Genomic DNA, 25,040 nt, shown 5'->3' on the forward strand with positions numbered 1-25,040 from the left:
GGCGGGGGGGGGTGCCCCCCCGGGGCCGGGCGCCTTCCGGGCCCGGCCCACGACGGGAACACCGGATCAGACGCGACGGAACACCAGGGAACCGTTGGTGCCGCCGAAACCGAAGGAGTTCGACATCACCACGTCGAGCTTCGACTCACGCGCGGTGTTGGGCACGTAGTCGAGGTCGCAGTCGGGGTCCGGGGTGGTGTAGTTGATGGTCGGCGGCGCGACCTGATCGCGCAGCGCAAGCACCGAGAACACCGCCTCGGCGCCACCGGCAGCACCGAGCATGTGGCCGGTCATCGACTTGGTGGAGCTGACCATGGTCTTGTAGGCATGGTCGCCAAGGGCGCGCTTGACCGCGGTGGTCTCGGCGATGTCGCCGGCCACGGTCGAGGTGCCATGGGCGTTGATGTAGTCAACCTGCTCCGGATTGAGACCGGCATCGTTGAGCGCCAACAGCATGCAGTCGGCCGCGCCCGAGCCATCGGTCGAGGGGGCGGTCATGTGGTAGGCATCGGAGTTCATGCCGACACCGACCAGCTCGGCGTAGATGTGCGCACCACGCGCCTTGGCCCGCTCGTACTCCTCGAGCACCACCACGCCGGCACCATCACTGAGCACGAAGCCGTCGCGCTCCTTGTCGAACGGGCGGCTCGCGCCCTCGGGATCGTCGTTGCGGGTGGAGAGTGCACGCGCCGCGGCGAAGCCGCCGAGACCGACCGGCGAGGTCGCCATCTCGGCACCACCGGCGAGCATCACGTCGACATAACCGTGACGGATCATCAGCGCGGCCTCGCCGATGTTATGGGTACCGGTGGCACAGGCCGAGACGATCGAGTAGTTCGGGCCCTTGAGGCCGAATTTGATCGAGAGATTGCCCGCCACCATGTTGACGATGTTGGCCGGCACGAAGAAGGGAGAAATCCGACGCGGCCCCTTGGAACGATAGGCCTCGTAGTTGTTCTCGATACCGGTGATACCACCGATGCCGGACCCGACGGCGACACCGATACGACGGCAGTTCGACTCATCGATCTCCAGCGCGGCATCCGCAATGGCCTGAGAGCCGGCGGCGACACCATAGTGGATGAACTTGTCCATCTTCTTGGCATCTTTCTCGGCGACGTACTCGCTCGGATCGAAGCCATAGATCGGCCCACCGAAACGGCTGCTGAACGGTTCGATGTCGAAGTGCGTGATCGGCTGGATCCCACTCCTGCCGGCAAGGATGCTGTCCCAAGCGGACTTGACGTTCAGACCAACTGGCGCCACTAGACCCAGCCCAGTGACAACTACCCTTCTGCCTGCCATTGCTTACCCCTTTCGTTCAGTACACCACGATTCGGCGGGTCGAGCCGCGTGCGGCTTCCGTCTCCGACGGATGCCTGCGCGCGGACAGCAACCCTGCCTCAGGCCTGGTGCTCGTTGATGTAGTTGATGGCCTGCTGGACCGTGGTGATCTTCTCAGCGTCTTCGTCAGGAATCTCGGTCTCGAACTCCTCTTCAAGGGCCATGACCAGTTCCACGGTGTCGAGGGAGTCCGCACCCAGATCGTCGACGAAGGACGACTCAGCGGTCACCTCTTCCTCTTTGACACCCAGCTGCTCGACAACAATCTTGCGAACTCGATCTTCAACGCTGCTCATAATGAAAGATTCCTCCGGAATGAATAAAGTGGCCCTCGTTGAGCCAGCCCGTATTCTAGTGACAAACGAGGGTCGATGAAAGCCGATAAACAGCCTTAAGTAAAAACCCTAACCGATTGATATAAGTCATTTATATCAATGACGAAGCCGGCGCATCACGCCATGTGCATGCCACCGTTGACATGCAGCGTCTCACCCGTGATGTAGGCCCCGCCGGGAGAGGCGAGGAAGGTCACGGCAGCGGCGATCTCCTCGGGGGCGCCGAGTCGACCGAGCGGGATGGAGCCGAGCAGCGCCTCGCGCTGGGCGTCGGGCAACACCCGGGTCATGTCGGTGTCGATGAACCCCGGGGCGACGCAGTTGGCGGTGATGCCTCGGGCACCGACCTCGCGGGCGAGCGACTTGGTAAAGCCCATCATCCCGGCCTTGGCCGCGGCATAGTTGGTCTGGCCGGCATTGCCGGTGGTCCCGACCACCGAGGCGATGTTGATGATGCGTCCCTTGCGCGCCTTGGTCATCGGCCGCAGACAGGCCTTGACCAGACGATAGACCGAGGAGAGGTTGGTCTCGATGACCGAATCCCATTCATCGTCCTTCATCCGCATCAGCAGGTTGTCGCGGGTGATCCCGGCATTGTTGACCAGGATGGTGGGTGCCCCGAGACGCTCGGTGAGGGTCGCGAGCGTGGTCTTGATCGATTCCGGATCGGAGACGTTGAGCACCAGGCCAATGCCCTGATGGCCGGCGTCCTTGAGCGCCTGCTCGATCGCCGCGGCACCGGCTTCGCTGGTCGCGGTACCGGCCACCGCTGCACCCTGTTCGGCCAGCGCCATGGCGATGGCCCGACCGATTCCACGCGAGGCGCCCGTGACGAGCGCGATTTCACCCTTAAGCATTGGCTGTCGCCTCCAGTGCCGCCTCGAGGGTCTTCGGGTCGAAGACCGGCAGCGTCGTCATGTTCCTGTCGATACGCTTGCAGAGTCCGGCCAGCACCTTGCCCGGACCCGATTCGATCGCCGCCGGTACCCTGTCACCGGCGACCTTGCGCACCGTCTCGACCCAGCGTACCGGGCGATAGAGCTGCTGCACCAGGAGATCGCGCAACTCGGCGACATCTGCGGCCGGGGCGACGTTGACATTGTGCAACACCGGCACCTGGGGCAGCGTGAGATCGAGTTCGGCGAGACGCTCGGCGAGTTGCTCGGCGGCCGGGCGCATCAGCGCGCAGTGCGAGGGCACGCTCACCGGCAGCTGTACCGCACGCTTGGCGCCGGCGGCCTTGGCCGCCTCGACGGCACGCGCGACCGCGGTGCTGGCGCCGGCGATCACCACCTGACCGGGGGAGTTGAAGTTCACCGCCTCGAGCACCTCGCCGCCGGCCTGCTCGGCGCAGAGTGCGATCACGGTGTCGTCGTCGAGACCGAGCAGCGCGGCCATCGAGCCCTCACCCGGCGGCACCGCCGCTTGCATCAGCCGACCACGCTCGGCGGCCAGACGCACACCATCGGCAAAACCTAGCGCCTCGGCGGCGACCAGGGCGCTGTACTCGCCCAGCGAGTGGCCAGCCATCACCGTGGCCGGCGCACCGCCGGCCTGACGCCACACCCGCCACACGGCGATACCGGCGGCAAGCATGGCGGGCTGGGTGTTCTCGGTGCGGTTGAGCGCGTCCTCGGGACCACTGGTCACCAGTTGCCAGAGATCCTGGCCGAGGGCGTCAGCGGCCTCCTCGAAGGTATGACGGACGCTGGGGTAGGTCGCGGCAAGGGCATCGAGCATACCGAGCGCCTGCGACCCTTGACCGGGAAAGAAAACGGCAAGTTGTTGTGGCATCGCAATACAGGGAGTTACAAGAGGGAAATCAGTAACGGACCAGGACCGATCCCCAGGTGAAACCGCCCCCGAAGGCCTCCATCAGCAGCGTCTCGCCACGGCGAATACGCCCGTCGCGCACGGCCTGATCGAGGGCCAGGGGGATGGAGGCCGAGGAGGTATTGCCATGTTCGGCAACGGTCACGACCACCCGTTCCATCGGCAGATCGAGCTTGCGCGCGGTCGCCTGGATGATACGGATGTTGGCCTGATGCGGGATCAGCCAGTCGATGTCCGACTTGGTGAGGCCTGCGGCCTCGAGGGTCTCCTCGACGATGCGCCCGAGGGTGGTGACGGCGATACGGAACACCTCGTTGCCCTTCATCTGGACGAAGCGGGCGTCGGGGTGGCCGTTGCCGAGCCCACCGGGGACCTGCAGCAGGTCCTTGTAGGCGCCATCGGCGTGAAGATGGGTAGAGAGGATGCCAGGTTCGTCGGCGGCCTCGAGGACGACCGCACCGGCGCCGTCGCCAAACAGCACGCAGGTGGTGCGATCGCTCCAATCGAGGATACGCGAGAAGGTCTCGGTGCCGACCACCAGCGCGCGCTTGGCCGCGCCGGTGCGGATGAACTTGTCGGCCACGTCCATTGCATAGACGAAGCCTGCGCACACGGCCTGCAGGTCGAAGGCCGGGCAACCGTGCACGTCGAGGCGCTGCTGCAGCAGCGTCGCGGTGCTCGGAAAGAATTGATCTGGCGTGGTCGTCGCCACCAGGATCAGGTCGAGGTCGGAGGCGGCGATGCCGGCCGCCTCCAGCGCCTTGCGAGCGGCCTGCTCGGCCAGATCGCAGCTGCTCTCCCCGTCGCTGACCAGGTGACGTTTCTCGATTCCCGTGCGTTCCCGGATCCAGGTATCGGAGGTATCGACGATACCCTCGAGATCGGCATTGGTCATGACGCGGGCCGGCAGATAGCTCCCGGTCCCGAGAATGCGGGAATACTTCATCAGGCGGTTTCCCTGTATTGTCCGCTACCCTCGAGCTGGCGCCCGACCTGTTCGCCGATCCGCTTGGGGATGTTCTCGCGGATCTCCTTCTCGGCGATATAGATCGCGTTCTCGAAGGCCACCTCGTCGGCACCACCATGGCTCTTGACCACGATGCCACGCAGCCCGAGCAGGCTCGCGCCGTTGTAACGGCGTGGGTCGATATCGCGGCTGAAGCGCTTGAGGATGGGCATCGCGGCCAGCCCGGCGAGCTGGCTGAACCAGTTGCGCTTGAACTGCTTGCGCAGCGAGTGGCGCACGAACTTGGCCACGCCTTCGCTCGACTTGAGCGCGACGTTACCAATGAAGCCATCACAGACGATCACGTCGACATCGTCGAGGTAGATGCCATCACCCTCGACGTAGCCGACATAGTTGAGGCTGCTGTTGAGCAACAACTCGTGGGCCTGCTTGACCTGCTCGTTGCCCTTGATCTCTTCCTGACCGATGTTGAGCAGCGCGACCTTGGGATGATCGATCCCGTCGACGACGGTCGCCAGCTCGCTGCCCATGACGGCGAACTGGAACAGATGCGCCCCGGAGCAGTCGACATTGGCACCGAGATCGAGCATGTGGGTGTGGCCGTGGAGCGAGGGCACCGTGGTGCTGATCGCCGGCCGATCGATGCTCGGCAGGGTCTTGAGGACGAAGCGCGCCGTCGCCATCAACGCACCGGTGTTACCGGCACTGACACAGGCATCGGCCTCGCCGGCACGGACCAGATCGATGGCCACGCGCATCGACGAGTCCTTCTTGCCACGCAGCGCCCGCGACGGCAGTTCGTCCATCGCCACCTCCTGGGAGGCGTGATGGATCCGCAGACGCTCGCGACTGGCCCCGTCGAGCAACACCTCGAGGCGCTGCTCGTCGCCCACCAGGATCAGTGTCGCATGCGGGTTGTCGGCGAGATACTTGAGTGCCGCGGGGACCACGACACTGGCGCCGCGATCGCCACCCATGGCGTCCAGCGCAATGGTGCAAGGCTCTGCCATCGCTGATCGACTCGCGTGCCGCGACCCTGGGGACCCGAAACGGACCTGGCGGATCACTCAGATTTGTCCACAACCTTACGGCCGCGATAGAACCCGTCGGCCGAGACATGATGACGACGATGGGTCTCGCCGCTCGAAGGCTCGACCGAGAGGGTGGGCTTGGTCAGGGCGTCGTGGGAGCGACGCATGCCACGCTTGGAAGGGGTCTTGCGATTCTGCTGAACTGCCATTGTTATCTCCAGGTACGGATCTGGCATCTCGTCGACACGAGAGGCCGTGTTGATCGGAATTACGAAACCATCAGTCCTCGTCGCGCCCGGGCGACTTCAAGCGCGCCAGGATCGCAAACGGGTTGTCATGCTCGGCGACGTCAGCCGCCGCGACCTCCCGGTCATCGGCCGCGACCGACTCGGGAGACGCCGGCGCCACACAATCGCCCGGGGCATGGCGTGGCACCGCCGGGATCGCGAGCAGCAGCTCGTCCTCGATCCAGTCGCGCGGGCACACCGGCTCGTCGTCCTCGACCAACACCGGATCGAGGTCTTCACCGAGCCGCTCGGCCTGCTGCTCACCACGCACCAACCCGAGGGCCAGGGGCGCGTCCACCGCCAACTCGACCTCGCCGAGACAGCGTTGGCAGGGCAGTCGGAGCACGGCCTGGACCGTTCCGCTCACCCGCACGAACCCCAGTGCGTCTCGCGCGAAGGCGAGACGGTAGCAGACCTCGGAGACACCTCCAGGCACCGGGGCGAGCCCGATGACGGCCTCGGCCAACCTTGGCAACCGCGCAAGCTCGACCGTGCCGCTGAAGACACGGTCGGCCTGGGCGGCCCGCCAAGGATCTAGTCGGTCAGGCAACGACGCTGACATAAGCTGGTCAAATTAACCCAGTTTTGCTGATTTCGTCAACTTCCATGGCTCACCCGCCCACCAGCGCGAGCAGGACACCGGCGGCCACCGCCGAGCCGATGACACCGGCCACGTTCGGCCCCATGGCATGCATCAGCAGGAAGTTGTGATGGTCCGATTCGAGGCCGACCTTGTTGACCACGCGCGCGGCCATCGGCACCGCCGAGACACCGGCGGCACCGATCAACGGGTTGACCTTCCCTCCGGTGACCTTGCACATGATCTTACCCATCACCACGCCGGTGGCAGTACCGATGCAGAAGGCCAGCGCGCCGAGTAGCAGGATGCCGAGCGTCTGCACGTTGAGGAACATCTCGGCCGAGAGCTTGGAGCCGACGGCCAGGCCCAGCATGATGGTGACCACATTGATGATCTCGTTCTGCGCGGCACGGCTGAGCCGATCGACCACACCCGCCTCGCGCAGCAGGTTACCGAACATCAGCATCCCCATCAGCGGCGCGGCCGAGGGCAACAAGGCCACGCACAGCACCAGCACCGAGAACGGGAAGAGGATGCGCTCGAGCCTGGAGACGTGGCGCAGCTGCTCCATCTTGACCTGACGCTCGGACTCACTGGTCAGTGCGCGCATGATCGGCGGCTGGATCAGTGGCACCAACGCCATATAGGAGTACGCGGCCACGGCGATGGCGCCGAGCAGATCGGGCGAGAGCTGCGAGGCGAGGAAGATCGCCGTCGGACCGTCGGCGCCACCGATGATCGCGATCGAGGCGGCATCGGCCATGCTGAAATCGAACCCGGGGATCAGGTTCAACGCAATCGCCCCGAGCAGGGTGGCGAAGATGCCGAACTGTGCCGCGGCGCCCAGCAACAGGGTCGAGGGCCGCGCGATCAGAGCGCCGAAGTCGGTCAGGGCCCCGACACCCATGAAGATCAGCAGCGGGAAGATCCCGGTCTCGATGCCGACGTGGTAGATCATGCCGATCATACCGTCGGGACCACCGATCCCGGCCACCGGCGTGTTACAGAGGATGGCGCCGAAACCGATCGGCAGCAGCAGCAGCGGCTCGAACTTCTTGGCGATCGCCAGATAGATCAGGACCCCGCCGACGCCGATCATCAGCGCCTGCCCCCAGGTGAAATTGGCCAGCCCCGTGGACTGCCAAAGCAGTAACAACTTTTCCATGGGCGTGGGCTCAGTTCAGGGTCAGCAGGGCCTGACCGACCTGCACCGCATCGCCCTCGGAGACACAGACCGCGGCCACGGTACCACCCTCGGGCGTGCGCACCTCGGTCTCCATCTTCATCGCCTCGAGGATCATCACCACGTCACCGGAGGCGATCTGATCACCAGGCTTGACCAACACCTTGAACACGGTGCCGGCCAGCGGTGCGGGCACGTCTTGCGCGGCACCACCGCTCGCGGGTGCGGCGGCGGGCGCCGCGCCCGCCGCCGGCGCGATCATCTCGACGGCGCCCTCGGGCGAGACGCGAACGTTGTAGGCATGACCATCGACCTCGACCCGATAGGCCTCGGCGACTGCCTCCGCAGCGGCCGGCGCAGCGGCCACCGCCCTACCCGCCTCGGCCACCGGCGACTCGGTCCAGGGCGCCGGCTCGAAGGCCTCGGGGTTGTCGCGGTTCTCGATGAATTTGAGCCCAACCTGAGGGAAGAGCGCATAGGTGAGCACGTCGTCGACCACCGCGTCGGCCAGACGCAGCGAACGCTCCTCGGCGATCTCCTGGAGCTGCGTGGTCAGCGACTCCATCTCCGGGGAGAGATTGTCGGCCGGGCGGCAGGTGATCGGGGTCTGACCCTCTTCGAGCACCCGCTGCTGCAGCTCGGTGTCGACCGGCGCGGGGGTCGCACCGTATTCGCCGCGCAACACGCCGGCGGTCTCGGCAGTGATGCTCTTGTAGCGCTCACCCATGAGCACGTTGAGCACCGCCTGGGTACCGACGATCTGCGAGGTCGGGGTGACCAGCGGGATGAAGCCGAGGTCCTCGCGCACCTTGGGGATCTCGATCAGCACCTCGTCGAGGCGGTCGCTCGCGCCCTGTTCGCGCAGCTGGTTCTCCATGTTGGTGAGCATGCCACCCGGCACCTGGGCGACCAGGATGCGCGAGTCGACGCCCTTGAGCGCCCCCTCGAACTTCGCGTACTTCTTGCGCACCTCGCGGAAGTAAGCAGCGATCTCCTCGAGCAGGTTGAGATCGAGCCCGGTGGCGCGCTCGCCACCCTCGAAGATGGCGACCACCGACTCGGTCGGCGAATGCCCATAGGTCATGCTCATCGAGGAGACTGCGGAATCGACCATGTCGATCCCCGCCTCGACCGCCTTGACGATGGTGCTGGTGCTCATGCCGGTGGTGGCATGGCTCTGCATCGCGATTGGGATCGAGCAACTTGCCTTGAGACGGGTGACCAACTGCTCGGCGACATAGGGCTTGAGCAGGCCGGCCATGTCCTTGATGCAGATCGAGTGGCACCCCATGTCCTCGAGACGCCGCCCCATATCGACCCAGTAGTCGAGATCGTGCACCGGGCTGACGGTATAGGACATGGTGCCCTGGGCGTGCTTGTCGGTGGCGAGCACGGCCTTGATCGCAGCCTCGAGGTTGCGCAGGTCGTTCATCGCGTCGAACACGCGGAAGACATCGATGCCATTGACCGCAGCGCGCTCGACGAAGGAGGCGACCACGTCATCGGCGTAGTGGCGATAACCGAGCAGGTTCTGCCCACGCAGCAGCATCTGTTGCGGGGTGTTCGGCATCGCTGCCTTGAGCTGACGCAGACGGTCCCACGGGTCCTCGCCCAGGTAACGGATGCAGGCGTCGAAGGTCGCCCCGCCCCAGCTTTCCATGGACCAGTAGCCCACCTGATCGAGCTTGGGCGCGATCGGCAGCATGTCTTCGAGACGCAGCCGGGTGGCGAGCAGGGACTGATGGGCGTCGCGCAGGACGACCTCGGTAATACCGAGCGGCTTGGGATCGTTCATGGTGAAGGTTCGATGTCGAAGTTCGCGATCGGAGCCATCGCCGGCCGGATGGGTACACCCACCGACGACGACTCGGTTACAGACGGACCCCTGGGTGTCAGGTCCGGCGTCGCTTCCGGTACTGGACGATTGCAGCCGTGATCGCCGCCGTCAGGCGACGATCATTGACGGCCCCGGTACCTTGCGGGAAGGCAGGTCGCGCCTCGGGCGCGGCCTCCTCGGGGGCCCAGCGGCGCACTGCGGCGGCCACCAGATGAAGCACGCCGATGAGCAGGATCAGGAAGGAGACCACGATGGTCATCCCCACGCCCATCAACTGCAGGCCCTCGAGGAAGAGTTCGGAAAAGGAGATCTCGGTCATGACGATTGCCCTCAGACGTCGAACGGATGACGCCGGATCAGGGTCTGCATGCGATCGGGGCCGGTCGAGATCAGGTCGATCGGCAGACCGCTCAGCTGTTCGATGGTCTCAAGATATCGGCGCGCGTTCTCCGGCAGCGCCTCGTAACTGTCGGCCCCGACGGTCGAGTCACTCCACCCCGGCAGATCGAGGTAGCGCGGGGTGCAGCGGGCCATCGCCTCACTGCCCACCGGCGGGGTCTCGAGCAGCTCGCCGTCGAGTTCATAGCCGGTGCAGATACGCACCCGCTCCATGCCGTCGAGCACGTCGAGCTTGGTGATGCAGATGCCGGTCACGCTATTGATGGCGAAGGAGCGCTTGAGCGCGACCATGTCGAGCCAGCCACAACGGCGCTTGCGCCCGGTGGTCGCACCAAACTCCGCGCCCTTCACCCCGAGATGATTGCCGTCGTCGTCGAACAGCTCCGAGGGGAAGGGGCCAGCCCCGACCCGGGTGGTATAGGCCTTGACGATCCCCAACACATAGTCGAGGTCGCGCGGCCCCACCCCACTGCCGCTAGCGGCACCACCAGCGGTGGTGGTCGAGGAGGTGACGAAGGGATAGGTGCCGTGGTCGATGTCGAGCAGCGAACCCTGCGCGCCCTCGAACAGCACGTCCTGACCCTGGGCGCGCATCTGGTGCAACAGCCCGGGGACATCGACGATCAGCGGACGCAGCGCCTCGGCATGGGCCAGGGCCTCGTCACGGATCGGCGCCAGCTCGAGCGGCGCGAGCTTGTAGTAGTGCTCGAGGACGAAGTTGTGGTAGTCGAGCACCTCACCGAGACGCGCCTCGAAGTGGCTGGCGTCGAGCAACTCGCCGAGACGGATGCCACGCCGCGCGGTCTTGTCCTCGTAGGCCGGGCCGATACCACGCCCGGTGGTACCGATGGCATTGCTACCGCGCGCCCGCTCGCGCGCCTGGTCGAGCGCAACATGGTAGGGCAGGATCAGCGGACAGGCGGCACTGATGCCGAGACGCTCGCGCACCGGCACCCCGGCCTGCTCGAGCATCGCCATTTCATCAAGCAGCGCCTGCGGCGAGAGCACCACGCCGTTGCCGATCAGGCAACGCACGCCTTCGCGCAGCACGCCCGAGGGGATGAGGTGCAGGACGGTCTTGGCCCCGTCGATCACCAGCGTGTGGCCGGCATTGTGTCCACCCTGGAAGCGCACCACGGCGCCAGCACGATCGGTGAGCAGGTCGACGACCTTGCCCTTACCCTCGTCGCCCCACTGGGTGCCTATTACAACGACGTTGTTGCCCATCTAGACTCTTTCCTACTCCGCATCGATAGCTTGTAATTCCCAGCGTCCCTCACGCTGCACCAGCACCTGGCTGCAGCCGAGTTGACGTGGATCCTGTTCGACCCCGGGCAGTGCCTCGATCACCCGCCGGCCAGCGGCGCGCAGCCGCTCGATCTCGCCACGCAGCGCCGCGTCGGCGACGGCCGGCGCGAGCACCGGCGTGTCGGCGCAATAGCGCTGTTCGAGCCCATGACCGTGACGCAGCAACTCCTTGAGATCGACACTGAAGCCGACCGCCGGGCGGGCTCGACCGAAGACCCGGCCGATATCGTCATAGCGGCCGCCACGCGCGACCTCCAGCCCCCAGCCGGGGACGAAGGCGGCGAACACCGCGCCGGTCTTGTAGCGATAGCCACGCAGCTCGGCCAGGTCGTAGTGCACCCGCACCTCGGGCAGCCAGCGCTGCAGGCCCTCGGCGATGCGGCGCAGCTCATCGAGCGCGGCCTGGACCGGCTGATCGGCACGACTCAACACCTGCTCGGCCCGGACCAGGGCATCGGCCCCGTTGAGCTCGGCGAGCGCGACCAGCATATCGGCAGCGGCACCACTGACGCCGAAACTGCCGACCAACTGCTCGATCTCGGGGATGGCCTTGCGCTGCAACGCCTCGAACAGGGCGTGTTCCTGGGTCGCGTCGAGCCCGGCCTGGCGGGCCAGCCCGCGGAAGATACCGACATGCCCCAGATCGAGATAGCTCTCGTCGATCCCCGCCGCACGCAGCGTGAGCATGATCAGACGCAGGATCTCGATGTCGCTCTCGACCCCGGCATGCCCATAGATCTCGGCGCCGAGTTGGAGCGGACTGCGCGTCCCGCCGAAGCCATCGCCCCGGGTCCGCAGCACGGTGCCGAGATAGCACAGGCGCTGCGGTACGTCACGGCGCAGGTGATGGGCATCCATACGCGCGACCTGCGGGGTCATGTCCGCCCGCACCCCGAGCAACCGCCCAGTGACCTGGTCGGTGAGCTTGAAGGTCTGCAGGTCGAGGTCCTGACCGGTCCCGGTCAGCAGCGAGTCGAGATAGTCGATGAACGGCGGGATGACCAACTCATAACCCCAGCCGCCATAGAGATCCAGCAACTCACGGCGCAGCCCCTCGATCACGCGGGCCTGGGGCGGTAGCACTTCATCGATTCCGGCTGGCAACAGCCACCGTTCATCATTCATCAGCACACTAAGACTCAATTCACCAGGTAGAGCAGCCCGAGCCCGACGAGCATGCTCGTCAGCCCGGCCAGACGCAGGGTCCGATCACGCTCGGCCACCATCAACAACAGCGCGCGCCGAAAGCCTCGCGGCGAGAGAAACGGCCAGATCCCCTCGATCACCAGCATCAGTGCCAGCGCGATCAGCAGTTCATCCACGACCAGACGTCCTCGACCAGCCCCGAAGCACGCGGGCGCAACCGGGTCGGCACCCTTTCAAAAGGCGCCCATCTTTCCAGACACAAGGGCATTTGTCCATCGTTCGGACACCAGAAAACGCCCCGACAACAGGGTAGAAAACAAAAGATCGACGCAAAAGCTGCTTCTTGTCAACAAGATACGAACTTTTAGCGCAAAAGCGCAGGCGTCGCTGAAACGTGGACGCCCCGGGCGGGGCGTCGATCAAGAAGGGAATGGCGGCGTGGCCCCAAAGGGCCACGCACAAGCGGTCAGCGCGACCAGGATCAGCGGCCGATGGCCTCGACCGGCGCCTGCTGCTGACGGAAGAAGCGGAAGAACTCCGAGTCGGGCTCGAGCACCAACACGTCACCGCCATTACCGAAGGCCTGGCGATAGGAACCGAGGCTCCGGTAGAAGGCGTAGAACTCGGGATCGACGCTATAGGCGTTGGCGTAGATCTCGGCCGAGCGCGCATCACCCTCACCACGGATTTCCTCGGACTGACGATAGGCCTCGGCGGTGATCACGGTGCGCTGGCGATCGGCATCGGCGCGGATGCGCTCGGCGGCCTCCGAGCCCTTGGCTCGCAGGTCACGGGCGACGCGCTCACGCTCGGCGCGCATGCGCTGATAGACCGATTCACTGACCTCGGGCGGCAGGTCGATCTTCTTCACCCGCACGTCGACGATCTCGACGCCGAGGTCCTCGGTGTTGGCGTTGACCTCCTTGGTGAGGATCTGCATCAGCTCCAGACGATCGTCGGAGACCACCTCCTGGATGGTGCGCTTACCGAACTCGTCGCGCAGGCTGGTGTTGATCCGCTCCGAGAGCAGGCGGCTGGTCCGCGCGCTGCTGCCACCGGTGGAGCGGAAGAACTGCGCCGCATTGGAGATCCGCCACTTGGCGTAAGAGTCGACGATCACGTCCTTCTTCTCGATCGTCAGGAAGCGCTCCGGACGCGAGTCGAGGGTCTGGATGCGACGATCGAAGACCTCGATGGTGTTGATCAAGGGCAGCTTGAAGTGCAGCCCGGGGCCGTACTGATCGGAGACGATCTCACCGAGTCGCAGCTTGATCGCCACCTCGTACTGCTTGACCACGAAGGTACAGCTGTAGACGAGGAGCGCGAGCACCGCGACGCCGATCGGCAGCAGGGTCCTGTACTGATTCATCAACGCGTCCTCCGCTCACGGTCCACGATGCGCTGGGGCATGGCCTCACCCGCCCCGCTGGCGCTCGCCGGCGTCGCCGCGGCCGGCGCCGAGACGGCCTGGCCGCTCTGGGCCGGTGTTGCTGATTGCTTGAGCATTTGATCGATGGGCAGGTACATCAGGCTGTTGCCGCCGTCCTCGACATCGAGCACGACCTTGGCATTGTCACCCAGCACCTGCTCCATGGTCTCGAGATAGAGACGCTCACGCGTCACCTCCGGGGCCTTCTGGTATTCGGTGAGGATGGCGCTGAAGCGCGCCGCCTCACCCTCGGACTCGGCGATCACCTTGTCGCGATAGGCCTTGGCATCGGCGATGATGCGCGCAGCCTCACCTCGGGCACGCGGCAACACCTCGTTGGCATAGGCCTCGGCCTGGTTCTCGATGCGCTCCTTGTCCTCGCGGGCCTTGATGGCATCGTCAAAGGCGGCCTTGACCTGCTCCGGCGGCTTGGCCGGCTGCATGTTGACCGTGGTCACCTCGAGGCCGGTCTTGTACTGATCCATCAGCGCCTGGATGCGCTCCTTGATGGTCACCGCCACCGCGCTACGACCCTCGGTCATGACATAGTCGAGCTTGCTGCCACCGATGGTCACGCGCACCACCGTCACCGTAGCATCACGCAGGGTCTTCTCAGGGTTCTGGTCCTGGAACAGATAGTTGGCCGCGTCCTGGATGCGCGACTGCACCGTCAGCTCGACATCGACGATGTTCTCGTCCTGGGTGAGCATCGAGGCCTTGTGACTGAAGGTTGCAATCTCGTCGACATTGACCTTGGTTACCGACTCGATCGGTGCGGGGATGTGCCAATGCGGCCCCGGCCCGGTGGTCTCGGTGAGTTCGCCGAAGCGGGTTTCGACACCACGTTCGGCCGGACCGACGATGTAGATACCGGAGGCCAGCCAGATCACCACCAGTACGGCCACTGCCACACCGATCAGGCGCAGGCTGAGATCACGACCGGGACCGCCACTCGGGCCGCCCTGTCCGCCCCCCTTGCCACCAAAGAGTCCGCCCAGGCGCTCTTGGAGCTTACGCACCACCTCGTCGAGGTCTGGCGGTCCCTGGTCGCCGCCGCCACTCCAAGGATCTTTGTTACCGCCACCTGGCTCGTTCCAGGCCATAGCTTCTCCGTCTGTACTGGTTGGTTGGGGAGTCGTCCCGGATTGCCCTGTCGGGGGTTGACGATCCAGCCACTGCAAACAGGGCCTCACGACAAATCCGATGGCAGTGAAATATCGCGTAGAACAATGCCGACGTACGAGGCCGATATCAAGCGATATCGCAAGACGCGGCCGCTCGGACACGCGCCCAGGGCCAGATCGAAGGTGTCATTCTAAGATGGCTCCCGGGAACGGGGCAAACGCCCCGCTGCGATGACCGTCAGGGTTCAAGACAGGCGGCCAGACGCGGATCACGCGCGCGCAGACGCTCGAGATCGGTGCGCGCGATGTTGAAGGCCATCTCCCAGCCACCGCTCTCCAGCGGGGTGTCGACCAAGACCTGGGCATGGCTGAAGAGCAGCGCCCGCACCCGACCATCAGCCGGCTCGAGCCGTACCCGACACTCGACGCGCTGATCACCGACACGCTCGGCGATCGCCTGTAACAGCAGCTCGATCCCCGCGCCCTCGCGCGCCGAGATCCACACCCGCACCGCCACCCCATCGGCATCACGCTCGAGGCGCGGTTCGCCCTCCTCGAGCCGGTCGATCTTGTTGAACACCTCCAGACGCGGGATCTCGCTGCAACCGATCTCGTCGAGCACCAGCTCGACGTCACCGATCAACCGCGCCCGGTGTCCCGCTGCGGCGTCGATCACGTGCAGTAGCAAGGCGGCGTTGCGCGCCTCCTCCAGGGTCGAGCGGAAGGCGGCCACCAGCTCATGGGGCAGATCGCTGACGAAGCCGACGGTATCGGCCAGCAGCGCCCGATCGCCGTGGGGCAACGCCAGGCGACGCAGCGTCGGATCGAGGGTGGCGAACAGTTGATCGGCCTGGAACACCCCGGCCTCGGTGAGACGGTTGAACAGCGTCGACTTACCGGCATTGGTGTAGCCGACCAGCGAGACCACCGAGAGCTCGGCCTTGGCGCGCGCCTTGCGCCCCTGTGCGCGTTGCCCCTCGATCTTGCCGAGCCGGCGTTCGAGCATCGCCACCCGCTTGCCGAGCAGCCGGCGGTCGGTCTCGAGCTGGGTCTCGCCCGGACCGCGTAGCCCGATGCCGCCCTTCTGGCGCTCGAGGTGGGTCCAGCCGCGCACCAGCCGGGTCGAGAGGTGACGCAGCTGCGCCAGCTCCACCTGCAGCTTACCCTCGAAGGAGCGCGCGCGCTGGGCGAAGATGTCGAGGATCAGCCCGGAGCGATCGAGCACCCGGCACTGCACCAGCCGCTCGAGATTGCGCTCCTGTGCCGGCGAGAGCGGATGGTCGACGATCACCAGATCGGCCTCACTGGCAGCCACCAACCCCTTGAGCTCCTCGGCCTTACCGGTCCCGACGAAATAGCGCGGATCGGGCGCGGCACGACTGCCACGGAGGGTCGCCAACACCTCGGCACCGGCCGACTCGGCGAGCAGGACGAACTCCTCGCGGCGATCGTCCTCGACGCGCTCGCCGCCGAGGTCGATCTGGACCAGGATGGCCCGTTCACCGACATCGGGACGCTCAAACACCGTGCAGCCCCTGGCCCTCAGGCATGCGCAACTCAGGCATCGTCTGACTTGCCCTCGGTTTTCTGCGGTTCATCGGCCGGTGGCAGCTTGATGTTACGCGCCGGCACCACGGTCGAGATCGCATGCTTGTAGATCATCTGACTGACGTTGTTCTTGAGTAGTACGACGAACTGGTCGAAGGACTCGATCTGTCCCTGTAGCTTGATACCGTTGACCAGGAACACCGAGACCGGTACACGCTCCTTGCGCAGGGTGTTCAAAAACGGGTCTTGCAGGCTATGGCCCTTTGCCATGTCGTTGAGTCTCCTTGTTGTCATTCGTTCGGCAGATGCCCTGCGCCCGCGGTCCCCGCGCGCCTTGGCCTTGAGTCAGCGCCCTACCCCGGTCTCGCTCACGCACGCCATCACCACGCACCAGGGCACGCGATGGTCGCAGACATCCTGCCTGATTCCGGCGCCAGCCGGCTTGGAGCACACCCCCAGGCCGGGGGCTCGATGAGCATGCCTCGCCGAGGGGCGCCACGGCAAGGACCAGGCACTGGATCCAAGGCTCAGGCGCACACGGGGGTAGTGACACCGGCCGCCTCGAGCACCGCCAGGGCCTGCGCGCAAGGGTCGGGCCGATCATCGAGCCAGTGGCAGTCGGGTTCGGCGCGCAGCCAGGTCAGCTGACGCTTGGCGAGCTGTCTGGAGGCGTAGATACCGCGTTGCAGCAGCTCCACATCGTCGTATTCACCATGCAGGTATTTCAACACCTGGCGGTAACCCACGCAGCGCATCGAGGGCAGCTCCGGGTGCAGGTCCCCGCGCGCCCACAGTCGCTCGACCTCACCCACCAGCCCCTGCCCGAGCATCCCGCGAAAGCGCTGCTCGATACGCTGATGCAACAGCGCGCGCTCGGCGGGGGCGCGCACCAGCTTCACCCATCGATAGGGTGGCTCGGCGCGGGCCCGGGCCTCGGCGATCAGGGCGCTCATCGGCCGGCCGGCAAGGGCGTGGACCTCGAGCGCACGCTGAATACGCTGCGGGTCGTTGGGGTGGATCTGCGCCGCGCTCGCCGGATCGACTGCGGCGAGCCGCGCGTGCATCGCCCGCCAACCGAGTCGTGCGGCCTCGGCCTCGAGTGCGGCTCGCACCATCGGGTCGGCCCCCGGCAACTCGGCCAGGCCGCGCAACAGACCGCGCACATAGAGCATGGTGCCACCGACCAGCAAGGGGATCCGCCCCCGTGCACTGATCTCGGCCATCGCCGCCAAGGCATCGGCACGAAACTGTGCGGTCGAATAGGATTCACTCGGGTCGAGGATATCGATGAGCCGGTGCGGGGCCTCGGCGAGCACCTCGGGTCCGGGCTTGGCGGTACCGATGTCCATGCCGCGATAGACCATCGCCGAATCGACACTGATGATCTCACACGGTAACCGACGCACCAGCTCGACGGCGAGATCGGTCTTGCCGGCGGCGGTCGGGCCGAGCAGCAGGATGGCCCACGGTCGTGGGTCGGTCGAGACGGTCATGGCGGGGCGGTCCTCTCGGGAATGCGTCGGGGTGCGCGCGGCTCAGCGGCCACGCTCGAACAGCCGGTCGAGTTGGTCGTGGGTCATCTTCACCCAGGTCGGGCGACCGTGATTGCACTGATCGATACGCTCGACCTGCTCCATCTCGCGCAGCAACGCATTCATCTCCTCGAGGGTCAACCGACGATTGGCGCGCACCGCACCGTGACAGGCCATGGTCGCGAGCACCGCGTCGATGGCCGCATCGAGCCGCGTACTGCGGCCGTGCTCGGCGAGATCGGACAGCAGATCACGCACCAGCGGCGCGATCTCGGCCTGACGCAATAGCGCCGGGACCTCGCGGATCACCAGGGTCTCGGCACCGAGTGGCTCGATCACCAGGCCCAACCGAGCCAGGGTCTCGCACTGCGTCTCCAGCAACTCGACCTCGGCCCGACTGACCTGAAGGGTGACCGGCAGCAGCAATGGTTGGGAGATGATACGCCCCCGCGCCCAGGCCTGCTTGAGCCGCTCGTAACCGATGCGCTCATGCGCGGCGTGAATATCGACCACGATCAGCCCGTCGCTGGCCTGCGCGAGCAGGAAGACCCCATTGACCTGTCCCAAGGCGAAGCCGAGTGGCGGCGGCGCGGCGGCCGAGGCCGCGTGCTGATGGGGTGGCGACGGGGGCGCGGTAGCGGCTGTCGGCGTCTCGACCATGGCGTCGGGCACAGGCGCCAATGGCGCAGCCGCCGGGCGTGGCTGCTGGAAGAGGAGATCGGCCTGATAGCGCGCCGGGCGTTCGGCGACCCCGGCATGAACGCCCGTGCCGCGATCATGCCCACCGCAGGCCGTCCCCATGGCGCCGCCCCCGGCGCGGGCCGCTGGCATCGAGCGCCGGCGAGCGCCAGGAGGAGCGACCGGGGCAGACGCGTCGGTCACCTCGGGCGGCGCGACAGGCGCAGTCGTGGCGGCCGCCGCCTCCCCGAGTACACCGCTGGCGAGTCGCCGCTGCAGACTGCTGAACAGGAAGTCATGCACCTGACGGCTCTCGCGGAAGCGGACCTCGTGCTTGGCCGGATGGACGTTGACGTCGACCTGACGCGCCGGCAGTTCGAGAAACAGCACGAAGGCCGGATGACGGGCGTGATGGAGCACATCGCTGAAGGCCTGACGCACCGCGTGCGCCACCAGCTTATCGCGCACCATGCGGCCATTGACGTAGAAGTACTGCTGGTCGGCCTGGCTGCGCGAGAAGGCCGGCGGCAAGACCCAACCGTGCAGCCGCAACCCAACGGCCTCGGCCTCCACCGTCAACGCCTGCTCGGCGAAGGACTGGCCGAGCAGCTGAGCGAGCCGGGCGCGCTCACGCGTCGTCTCGCCACCGGCCGGGGCGAGGTCGAACACCTGGCGGCCATTGTGGCGCAGCACGAAACCGACCTCGGGACAGGCCAGGGCGATACGCCGCACCACCTGCTCGAGGTGTCCGAACTCGGTGCGCTCGGTGCGCAGGAACTTGCGCCGCGCCGGAGTATTGAAGAACAACTCACGCACCTCGACCGAGGTGCCGGGCGGGTGCGCGGCCGGGCGCGGCGACTCGAGCCTGCCATCGGCACCGACACCAAGACTCCAGGCCGGGGTGTCCGCGGGCGCCTCGCGCGGACACGAGGTCAGCGTCAGGCGACTGACCGAGGCGATGCTCGGTAACGCCTCGCCACGAAAGCCCAGGGTAACGATGCCGTCGAGGTCCTCGAGCGCGGCGATCTTACTGGTGGCATGGGCCGAGAGCGCCAGCCCCAACTCGTCGCGCGGGATGCCACAACCGTCATCACGCACCCGCAGCAGCCTCACCCCTCCCTGCTCCACCTCGATCTCGATGCGCTCGGCACCGGCATCGAGGCTGTTCTCGATCAGCTCCTTGGCGATCGAGGCCGGACGCTCGACGACCTCGCCGGCGGCGATCTGGTTGACGAGATGGGGAGCGAGGGTACGGATCGGGGAAGCCATCGCGCAGATGGAACCAGATCGGCGCGCAGACGGCAAGGGCGACCAGCAATAGGTCGAACCACAAAGGCGCCAAGGGCACGAAGGGATTGAAGGCGGGATGGGATGAGAGAGCACGCGCAAATGCCGATGATCGGCATTGGGCCTATCGGTCACTCACCCCATCGATCGACTCGCCTCTCACCCGCCGGGCCAGCGGCCAGCGGCCAGCGGCCAGCGGCCAGCGGCCAGCGGCCAGCGGCCAGCGGCCAGCGGCCAGCGGCCAGCGGCATTGAACCGCAAAGACACAAAGCGCGCAAAGGGTTTGTGTGTTCAGGCCCCCAGCGCAGGCGTGGCGCTCTGCTGGAGGTTGGCCACTGAAAGCCCACGCGAACCGCGAACGGGCGAAGGACGCGAAGAAAGTGGTCAGCTTTCAGTCAACAGCCTCCAGTATCGGTCTGTAATCAACTATCGCGGACGAGACAAGCCCTCCCCTCACTGGCGACTGATAGCTGAAAGCCGGTGGCTATCTCCCCTTTGCGGTTCAAGCTTTTTTAGCGGCTGGCGAGGTCACGAGTCCTCGGGGATGGCGAGCACCTGGCCGACGCGGATGGTGTCGTCGATCAGGCCGTTCTCGGCGCGCAGCGAGGAGAGGCTGACACGATAGCGCTGGGCGATCTCGGAAAGGGTGTCGCCACGGTGGGTGACATGGCGCCGCGGGTTCGACCGACCGTTGGCCGCCTGCAACAACGCGCCCTGGGGCGGGTACTTGCGGAAGTAGGCCTTGATCCCGGTGAGAATGGCCTGAGCCAGGCGCTCCTGGTGGGCGGGATCACGCAGGCGTCGCTCTTCTTCGGCATTGGTGATGAAGGCGGTCTCGACCAGCATCGAGGGGATGTCTGGGGACTTGAGCACCGCGAACCCCGCGCGCTGGACACGGCGTTTGTGCAGGTCGCTGATCCGCCCCAGATGCGAGAGCACGGCACTGGCGGCCTCGGTGCTGTGTTCAATGGTGGCGTTCTGGGTCATGTCGATGAGCACGCTGGCGAGCAGGTCGTCGCTGTCGGCGATGTTGACGCCACCGATGAGATCGGCGGCGTTCTCGCGATTGGCCAGCCAGCGCGCCGCCTCGCTGCTCGCGCCATTGAACGACAGGGTATAGACCGAGGAGCCGTGGGCGCGATCGTTGGTGAAGGCATCGGCGTGGATGGAGATGAAGAGATCGGCCTGGTGTTTACGCGCCTTCTCGATGCGCTGGCGTAGCCGCACATAGTAATCGCCGTCGCGGATCATCAGCGGGCGCATACCTGGTTCGCGCTCGACCAGGGCGGCGAGTTTGCGGGCAATGGCCAGGGTGACATCCTTTTCGTAGGTGCCACGCTTGCCGATGGCGCCGGGGTCGGCGCCACCATGACCGGCATCGATGGCGATCAGCACCTCAGGGCGTGAGGGCGACTGACGTCGACCGGCCACCACCGTGGTACGCGGCGGCGCATCGGCGGCACGCGGCAACAGATCGATCACCAGACGGTGGTGATCATGGCGGCGCTCCGGCGGCAGACTGAAGCTCTTGACCCGAACCGGTCCCTTCAGGTCGAAGACGATACGCAGATCGGTCTTGTCACGGATGCCGCTACGCAACCCGACGAGCGCCGGATCATTGGCGCGCGGCCGGGGTAGCGCGCCGGCCAACCGAGCATCGCTGAGATCGACGACGACCCGGTCGGGCCCTTGCAAGGTGAAGATCTTGTGGGTAACGGCGGTGCGGGTATCGAGCACGACCCGGGTGCGACCGTCTTCGACACCGAGGCGCGCACCCTCGACCGTGACCTGTGCGGCGAGCACGGGCCGGGTCAGCAGGACACAGAAGAGGAGAGCAAAAACCCGTTTCACGTCGCAGCCTCAAGGTCGTCGGGACGCCGGCGACACGGTCTTTCAAGGGCCACGGGAGCACGACAGAGGCGCCAACCAAGGCCCGGCAGTGGACGATTCGTTGTTTTTAAGATAGCAGCTTCACCCAAACTATTCCAAGAAAAAACCAAGGATTAGCCTAGCTTTTTGAAAAGCTTTGGAGCACGTTGTCTCCCCTGCACCACAGCTATCCCTCATAGAGCACACGGGCCAGCGCCAACCCCGCCTCGGTGGTGGCCACGGGGCGCAGACAACGACCATCGGTCCGATGCTCGAGCTGCAGTCGTAGATCCGGCGGCGGTAGCGCACCGGCGCCACACTCCGGCCATTCGATCACCCAGATCGCCGGGATCTCGAGCAGGTCGCGCAGCCCGAGATAGTCAAGCTCCTCGGGGTCGGTGAGCCGATAGAGATCGAGGTGATAGAGCTGGGTGGTAGCGAGCGTATAGGGCTCGATCAGGGTATAGGTCGGACTGCGCACGGCCCCCTGATGACCGAGCCCACGCAGCAACCCACGGGTCAGGGTGGTCTTGCCACAGCCAAGATCACCCTGCAGATAGAGCACGAAGGGCGCGCGCAGTCGTTCGGCCAGACGCCCCCCGAGCGCGAGCTGAGCGGCCTCGTCGGCGAGATGGATCTCATGCATGGTTATTCACTCCCATCGGCCAGGGTGCGCAGGGCCGCGATGATGTCACCGGCAACCATGCCACGCGAACCCTCGAGCGCGGCGTGATCGCCAGCGGCGGCATGCAGACAGACGCCGGTGCGGGCGGCGCGCTCCGACGTCAGCCCCTGGCCGATCAGCGCGGCGATGACCCCGGTGAGCACGTCCCCGGCGCCAGCGGTCGCCATGCCGGGATTACCATCGCTACAGATCGCCGGCGGCGTCTCGGCCGCACCGCCGACCAGGGTCCCGGCCCCCTTGAGCACCAGGGTACCGCCATAGCGCTGGCGCAACGCCGCCAGCGCTGCAAAGCGATCGGCGCTCACCGCCCCACCCTCGCAACCAAGCAACCGGGCCGCCTCGCCCGGGTGTGGGGTGAGTACCCAGTCGTCACGGTGCACGGGCACCTCGGCGAGCAGGTTCAGGGCATCGGCATCGACCACCAGCGGCAACCCGCACTCGCACGCCTGCTGCCACAGCCCACGCCCCCAATCATCGCGACCGAGCCCGGGACCGATGGCCACCACGTCGGCAACGGCGAGCAAGGGTGTCAGGTCAGCGCCCGAGACGACCCCTCGCACCATCAGCTCCGGTCGGGTCAGGTTCAGCAGGGCCGCATGGTCGGGGTGGGTGGCGATGGTCACCAGCCCGGCGCCACCACGCAGCGCCGCCTCACCGGCCAGACGCGCCGCTCCCGACATCCCCGGCGCACCGCCGATCACCAACACATGGCCACACTGCCCCTTGTGGACGTCGCCGCGACGCGCTTCCAGACAGGTTCGCTGACTGGCCCAGTCGATTCGCAGCGCGCTCGCCGACTCGGCCACCAGCAACGCCTCGGGCACGCCCAGCGCATCCCAGTAGAGCTGACCACAGCAGCCGGGACCGGCCCCGGTCAACGCCCCCTGCTTGAGTACGATGAAGCTGAGGGTGGCGCTCGCTCGCACCACCGCACCGAGCACACAACCGCGATCGGCATGCAGACCCGTAGGGATATCGAGCGCCAGGACCGGGGCCGGATGAGCATTGAGCGCGCTCACCGCCTCTGCCCAGGTCGCACGCAACGGTCGTTCCAAGCCGATACCGAGCAAGGCATCGACCAACAACTCCGCCGCCGGCAACACCCCGCTCCAGGGCTCGACCTGCCCCCCAACATCCCGCCAATCGCGATAGGCCGCAGCCGCCTCGTCGTGCAGCCGCCCAGGATCGACCAGACTCAACACCCGCACCTCGAGTCCGGCCTCGCGCAGCAACCGCGCCAGGGCATAGCCATCGCCCCCGTTGTTACCGCCCCCGACCAGCACACATATCCGCCGCGCCTGCGGCCAACGTAAGCGCACCAGTCGTTGTGCGGCACGCGCGGCACGCTCCATCAACACACGACCACTGATGGCGAGCTGGGCACAGGCGGCGCGATCGATCGCGCGGGCCTGCTCGGCACGATAGAGCGCATGAGGGAGGGACGACGCTTGAATCATGGTTGTCGGCAAGGTCGATGGATGGGGCTTGCAGGATACTGCGCGGTCGATTCCGCGGCCAAGTAGCCAGAGAGCGGTTAGCTGCAACGCAGTCGATACGCCGATCGCCACCCAAGGACAGAGCGCGACACCGACGGCACGGCGCCGAGGACCCCGGATCGAGTGCTCGATCTCCAGCAGGTCGGGTCGGCCACAACCGAACAGAACTCAGCCGAGCACCGACCCGACGCCTCGCTCGGCGCCGGCGATCGTGGCGGGCTGGAACTCATGGCGGGGCGGGCCGGGCGTGCTCGAGTACACCGTGGCGTCGGCCACCATCGCCAACGACCCAAGCGTGCTCGCATGCGCGGAGATGCCGTGTCGACAGGACTGCACTGTCCTCGCCCATGACGAGGACAGTGCTTGGACGCGAGCGCATCAGCGCCGCGCCGTGTTCAGGCCGAGCAGCGCTTGGCGTGCGGCGCCACGCGCCCCTCAGGTCGGCGCGCGCAGTAGCGACCAGACCTCGGCATTTCGCTCGGGGCGGAGGTCACGATCGGCGGCCGCAACCTCGGGCGGGCCGAGCGGGATCCCCAACCGGGTGGCGAGCAGGCGCTGGCGACGCTCCATCTCCAGGCTGTGATTGGGGTTGGATAACAGCAGCTTGAACAGATGCAGGTCGTTGTGGAAGTAAGACGAGTCGGCCTTGGTGACCTCGAGCGTCTCGAGCAACGCGGCCTGCAACCACAGCCCCAGGTCACCGCTGACCGGACGCCGATCGAAGGCCGGCATGGGCGCAATCAACGGTCGATTGACGTGGATCTGCAGATCATCCGGGATCGGTTCGGCCAGCCAGGTCATGCCCTGGAGCAGGGCCGCCACCTCGTTACCGGCCCGCTGACGCTCACCGAGGTCGAAGAGGATGCGGATCAATGCCATGCGAGTGGCAAGATGGCCGTCGCCCTCGGAACGAATCTCGACAAAACGCGCCAGCGCCTCGGTCAGCGCCTGATAGCGCTCACCCACCGCAGCATCCTGGTCGTGACTGTCGAGGTAGCGCTCGAGCGCCGCCTCGTAGCGTGACCAGAAGGGATCACGATCGTGATCAGCGATCTGCCAATCGATCAGGAAGGGCTGGGCATAGGGGTAGTTGCCCAGCCGGATGTACCATGCGCTCTCGGTCATCGTCATCTCCAGTTGAG

General features: G+C 66.2%; 24 protein-coding genes. All 24 read right to left on the reverse strand.

Annotation, left to right across the window (positions count from 1 at the left end; translation table 11 throughout):
* Window positions 1–66: 66 nt before the first annotated feature.
* Complete coding sequence (fabF, locus tag HF203_RS07905; RefSeq protein WP_168668419.1) at window positions 67–1,305, reverse strand: beta-ketoacyl-ACP synthase II; 1,239 nt, start codon at window positions 1,303–1,305, stop codon at window positions 67–69.
* A 98-nt stretch (window positions 1,306–1,403) separates the two neighbouring features.
* The gene (gene acpP, locus HF203_RS07910; RefSeq protein WP_168668421.1) at window positions 1,404–1,640 is read right to left on the reverse strand and encodes an acyl carrier protein; all 237 of its coding nucleotides are present in this window, start codon (window positions 1,638–1,640) and stop codon (window positions 1,404–1,406) included.
* Between the two features lie 155 nt (window positions 1,641–1,795).
* The gene (gene fabG / locus HF203_RS07915) at window positions 1,796–2,536 is read right to left on the reverse strand and encodes a 3-oxoacyl-ACP reductase FabG (protein WP_168668423.1); all 741 of its coding nucleotides are present in this window, start codon (window positions 2,534–2,536) and stop codon (window positions 1,796–1,798) included.
* Window positions 2,529–3,473 (reverse strand): ACP S-malonyltransferase, encoded by a 945-nt coding sequence (gene fabD / locus HF203_RS07920; protein ID WP_168668425.1) that lies wholly within the window; start codon window positions 3,471–3,473, stop codon window positions 2,529–2,531. The genes fabG and fabD overlap by 8 nt, the downstream gene beginning before the upstream one ends.
* Before the next feature lie 28 nt (window positions 3,474–3,501).
* A complete protein-coding gene (locus HF203_RS07925) occupies window positions 3,502–4,458 on the reverse strand; it encodes a beta-ketoacyl-ACP synthase III (RefSeq protein ID WP_168668427.1) in 957 nt (318 codons plus the stop codon).
* The gene (plsX, locus tag HF203_RS07930; protein WP_168668429.1) at window positions 4,458–5,489 is read right to left on the reverse strand and encodes a phosphate acyltransferase PlsX; all 1,032 of its coding nucleotides are present in this window, start codon (window positions 5,487–5,489) and stop codon (window positions 4,458–4,460) included. The genes HF203_RS07925 and plsX overlap by 1 nt, the downstream gene beginning before the upstream one ends.
* Window positions 5,490–5,542: 53 nt before the next feature.
* Window positions 5,543–5,719 carry a 50S ribosomal protein L32 gene (gene rpmF, locus HF203_RS07935; protein ID WP_168668431.1) on the reverse strand — a complete coding sequence of 59 codons (177 nt, stop codon included), beginning with the start codon at window positions 5,717–5,719 and terminating at the stop codon, window positions 5,543–5,545.
* Window positions 5,720–5,789: 70 nt separating this feature from the next.
* A complete protein-coding gene (locus HF203_RS07940; RefSeq protein ID WP_168668433.1) occupies window positions 5,790–6,347 on the reverse strand; it encodes a YceD family protein in 558 nt (185 codons plus the stop codon).
* Window positions 6,348–6,408: 61 nt separating this feature from the next.
* Window positions 6,409–7,542, reverse strand: a complete 1,134-nt coding sequence (locus HF203_RS07945) for a sodium ion-translocating decarboxylase subunit beta (RefSeq protein WP_168668435.1) — start codon at window positions 7,540–7,542, stop codon at window positions 6,409–6,411.
* A 10-nt stretch (window positions 7,543–7,552) separates the two neighbouring features.
* Window positions 7,553–9,355, reverse strand: coding sequence for a sodium-extruding oxaloacetate decarboxylase subunit alpha (gene oadA / locus HF203_RS07950; protein WP_168668437.1), 1,803 nt, complete (start codon window positions 9,353–9,355; stop codon window positions 7,553–7,555).
* A gap of 97 nt (window positions 9,356–9,452) precedes the next feature.
* Window positions 9,453–9,716 carry an OadG family protein gene (locus HF203_RS07955; RefSeq protein WP_168668439.1) on the reverse strand — a complete coding sequence of 88 codons (264 nt, stop codon included), beginning with the start codon at window positions 9,714–9,716 and terminating at the stop codon, window positions 9,453–9,455.
* An 11-nt stretch (window positions 9,717–9,727) separates the two neighbouring features.
* A complete protein-coding gene (locus HF203_RS07960; protein ID WP_168668441.1) occupies window positions 9,728–11,023 on the reverse strand; it encodes an adenylosuccinate synthase in 1,296 nt (431 codons plus the stop codon).
* 12 nt (window positions 11,024–11,035) lie between these two features.
* A complete protein-coding gene (locus tag HF203_RS07965; protein WP_168668443.1) occupies window positions 11,036–12,229 on the reverse strand; it encodes an ATP phosphoribosyltransferase regulatory subunit in 1,194 nt (397 codons plus the stop codon).
* Between the two features lie 14 nt (window positions 12,230–12,243).
* Window positions 12,244–12,426, reverse strand: coding sequence for a DUF2065 family protein (locus HF203_RS07970; protein WP_168668445.1), 183 nt, complete (start codon window positions 12,424–12,426; stop codon window positions 12,244–12,246).
* Between the two features lie 305 nt (window positions 12,427–12,731).
* Window positions 12,732–13,619, reverse strand: coding sequence for a protease modulator HflC (gene hflC / locus HF203_RS07975; RefSeq protein ID WP_168668447.1), 888 nt, complete (start codon window positions 13,617–13,619; stop codon window positions 12,732–12,734).
* Window positions 13,619–14,782 carry an FtsH protease activity modulator HflK gene (gene hflK, locus HF203_RS07980; protein ID WP_168668449.1) on the reverse strand — a complete coding sequence of 388 codons (1,164 nt, stop codon included), beginning with the start codon at window positions 14,780–14,782 and terminating at the stop codon, window positions 13,619–13,621. The genes hflC and hflK overlap by 1 nt, the downstream gene beginning before the upstream one ends.
* 259 nt (window positions 14,783–15,041) lie before the next feature.
* A complete protein-coding gene (hflX, locus tag HF203_RS07985) occupies window positions 15,042–16,328 on the reverse strand; it encodes a ribosome rescue GTPase HflX (RefSeq protein WP_168668457.1) in 1,287 nt (428 codons plus the stop codon).
* Window positions 16,329–16,360: 32 nt separating this feature from the next.
* Window positions 16,361–16,621 carry an RNA chaperone Hfq gene (hfq, locus tag HF203_RS07990; protein WP_168668459.1) on the reverse strand — a complete coding sequence of 87 codons (261 nt, stop codon included), beginning with the start codon at window positions 16,619–16,621 and terminating at the stop codon, window positions 16,361–16,363.
* 257 nt (window positions 16,622–16,878) lie between these two features.
* Complete coding sequence (gene miaA / locus HF203_RS07995; protein WP_168668461.1) at window positions 16,879–17,844, reverse strand: tRNA (adenosine(37)-N6)-dimethylallyltransferase MiaA; 966 nt, start codon at window positions 17,842–17,844, stop codon at window positions 16,879–16,881.
* Window positions 17,845–17,886: 42 nt separating this feature from the next.
* A complete protein-coding gene (gene mutL, locus HF203_RS08000; RefSeq protein ID WP_168668463.1) occupies window positions 17,887–19,830 on the reverse strand; it encodes a DNA mismatch repair endonuclease MutL in 1,944 nt (647 codons plus the stop codon).
* 546 nt (window positions 19,831–20,376) lie between these two features.
* Window positions 20,377–21,699 (reverse strand): N-acetylmuramoyl-L-alanine amidase, encoded by a 1,323-nt coding sequence (locus HF203_RS08005; protein WP_168668465.1) that lies wholly within the window; start codon window positions 21,697–21,699, stop codon window positions 20,377–20,379.
* 205 nt (window positions 21,700–21,904) lie between these two features.
* The gene (gene tsaE, locus HF203_RS08010; protein ID WP_168668467.1) at window positions 21,905–22,363 is read right to left on the reverse strand and encodes a tRNA (adenosine(37)-N6)-threonylcarbamoyltransferase complex ATPase subunit type 1 TsaE; all 459 of its coding nucleotides are present in this window, start codon (window positions 22,361–22,363) and stop codon (window positions 21,905–21,907) included.
* A 2-nt stretch (window positions 22,364–22,365) separates the two neighbouring features.
* Window positions 22,366–23,859 (reverse strand): NAD(P)H-hydrate dehydratase, encoded by a 1,494-nt coding sequence (locus HF203_RS08015; protein WP_168668469.1) that lies wholly within the window; start codon window positions 23,857–23,859, stop codon window positions 22,366–22,368.
* A 474-nt stretch (window positions 23,860–24,333) separates the two neighbouring features.
* On the reverse strand, window positions 24,334–25,023 hold the full coding sequence (locus HF203_RS08020) for a hypothetical protein (RefSeq protein WP_168668471.1): 690 nt from the start codon (window positions 25,021–25,023) through the stop codon (window positions 24,334–24,336).
* Window positions 25,024–25,040 lie beyond the last annotated feature (17 nt).

It is taken from the genome of Marichromatium bheemlicum (assembly GCF_012276755.1).
GTDB classification, from domain to species: domain Bacteria; phylum Pseudomonadota; class Gammaproteobacteria; order Chromatiales; family Chromatiaceae; genus Marichromatium; species Marichromatium bheemlicum.

Coding starts and splice junctions, on each gene's coding strand:
- tsaE (WP_168668467.1), bottom strand. CDS start 22,363: ATGCATGAGATCCATCTCGCCGACGAGGCCGCTCAGCTCGCGCTCGGG.
- fabF (WP_168668419.1), bottom strand. CDS start 1,305: ATGGCAGGCAGAAGGGTAGTTGTCACTGGGCTGGGTCTAGTGGCGCCA.
- HF203_RS08015 (WP_168668469.1), bottom strand. CDS start 23,859: ATGATTCAAGCGTCGTCCCTCCCTCATGCGCTCTATCGTGCCGAGCAG.
- HF203_RS08020 (WP_168668471.1), bottom strand. CDS start 25,023: ATGACCGAGAGCGCATGGTACATCCGGCTGGGCAACTACCCCTATGCC.
- fabG (WP_168668423.1), bottom strand. CDS start 2,536: ATGCTTAAGGGTGAAATCGCGCTCGTCACGGGCGCCTCGCGTGGAATC.
- hflC (WP_168668447.1), bottom strand. CDS start 13,619: ATGAATCAGTACAGGACCCTGCTGCCGATCGGCGTCGCGGTGCTCGCG.
- hflK (WP_168668449.1), bottom strand. CDS start 14,782: ATGGCCTGGAACGAGCCAGGTGGCGGTAACAAAGATCCTTGGAGTGGC.
- hfq (WP_168668459.1), bottom strand. CDS start 16,621: ATGGCAAAGGGCCATAGCCTGCAAGACCCGTTTTTGAACACCCTGCGC.
- fabD (WP_168668425.1), bottom strand. CDS start 3,473: ATGCCACAACAACTTGCCGTTTTCTTTCCCGGTCAAGGGTCGCAGGCG.
- rpmF (WP_168668431.1), bottom strand. CDS start 5,719: ATGGCAGTTCAGCAGAATCGCAAGACCCCTTCCAAGCGTGGCATGCGT.
- acpP (WP_168668421.1), bottom strand. CDS start 1,640: ATGAGCAGCGTTGAAGATCGAGTTCGCAAGATTGTTGTCGAGCAGCTG.
- oadA (WP_168668437.1), bottom strand. CDS start 9,355: ATGAACGATCCCAAGCCGCTCGGTATTACCGAGGTCGTCCTGCGCGAC.
- plsX (WP_168668429.1), bottom strand. CDS start 5,489: ATGGCAGAGCCTTGCACCATTGCGCTGGACGCCATGGGTGGCGATCGC.
- mutL (WP_168668463.1), bottom strand. CDS start 19,830: ATGGCTTCCCCGATCCGTACCCTCGCTCCCCATCTCGTCAACCAGATC.
- HF203_RS07955 (WP_168668439.1), bottom strand. CDS start 9,716: ATGACCGAGATCTCCTTTTCCGAACTCTTCCTCGAGGGCCTGCAGTTG.
- HF203_RS07945 (WP_168668435.1), bottom strand. CDS start 7,542: ATGGAAAAGTTGTTACTGCTTTGGCAGTCCACGGGGCTGGCCAATTTC.
- miaA (WP_168668461.1), bottom strand. CDS start 17,844: ATGACCGTCTCGACCGACCCACGACCGTGGGCCATCCTGCTGCTCGGC.
- HF203_RS07925 (WP_168668427.1), bottom strand. CDS start 4,458: ATGAAGTATTCCCGCATTCTCGGGACCGGGAGCTATCTGCCGGCCCGC.
- HF203_RS07965 (WP_168668443.1), bottom strand. CDS start 12,229: ATGAATGATGAACGGTGGCTGTTGCCAGCCGGAATCGATGAAGTGCTA.
- HF203_RS07960 (WP_168668441.1), bottom strand. CDS start 11,023: ATGGGCAACAACGTCGTTGTAATAGGCACCCAGTGGGGCGACGAGGGT.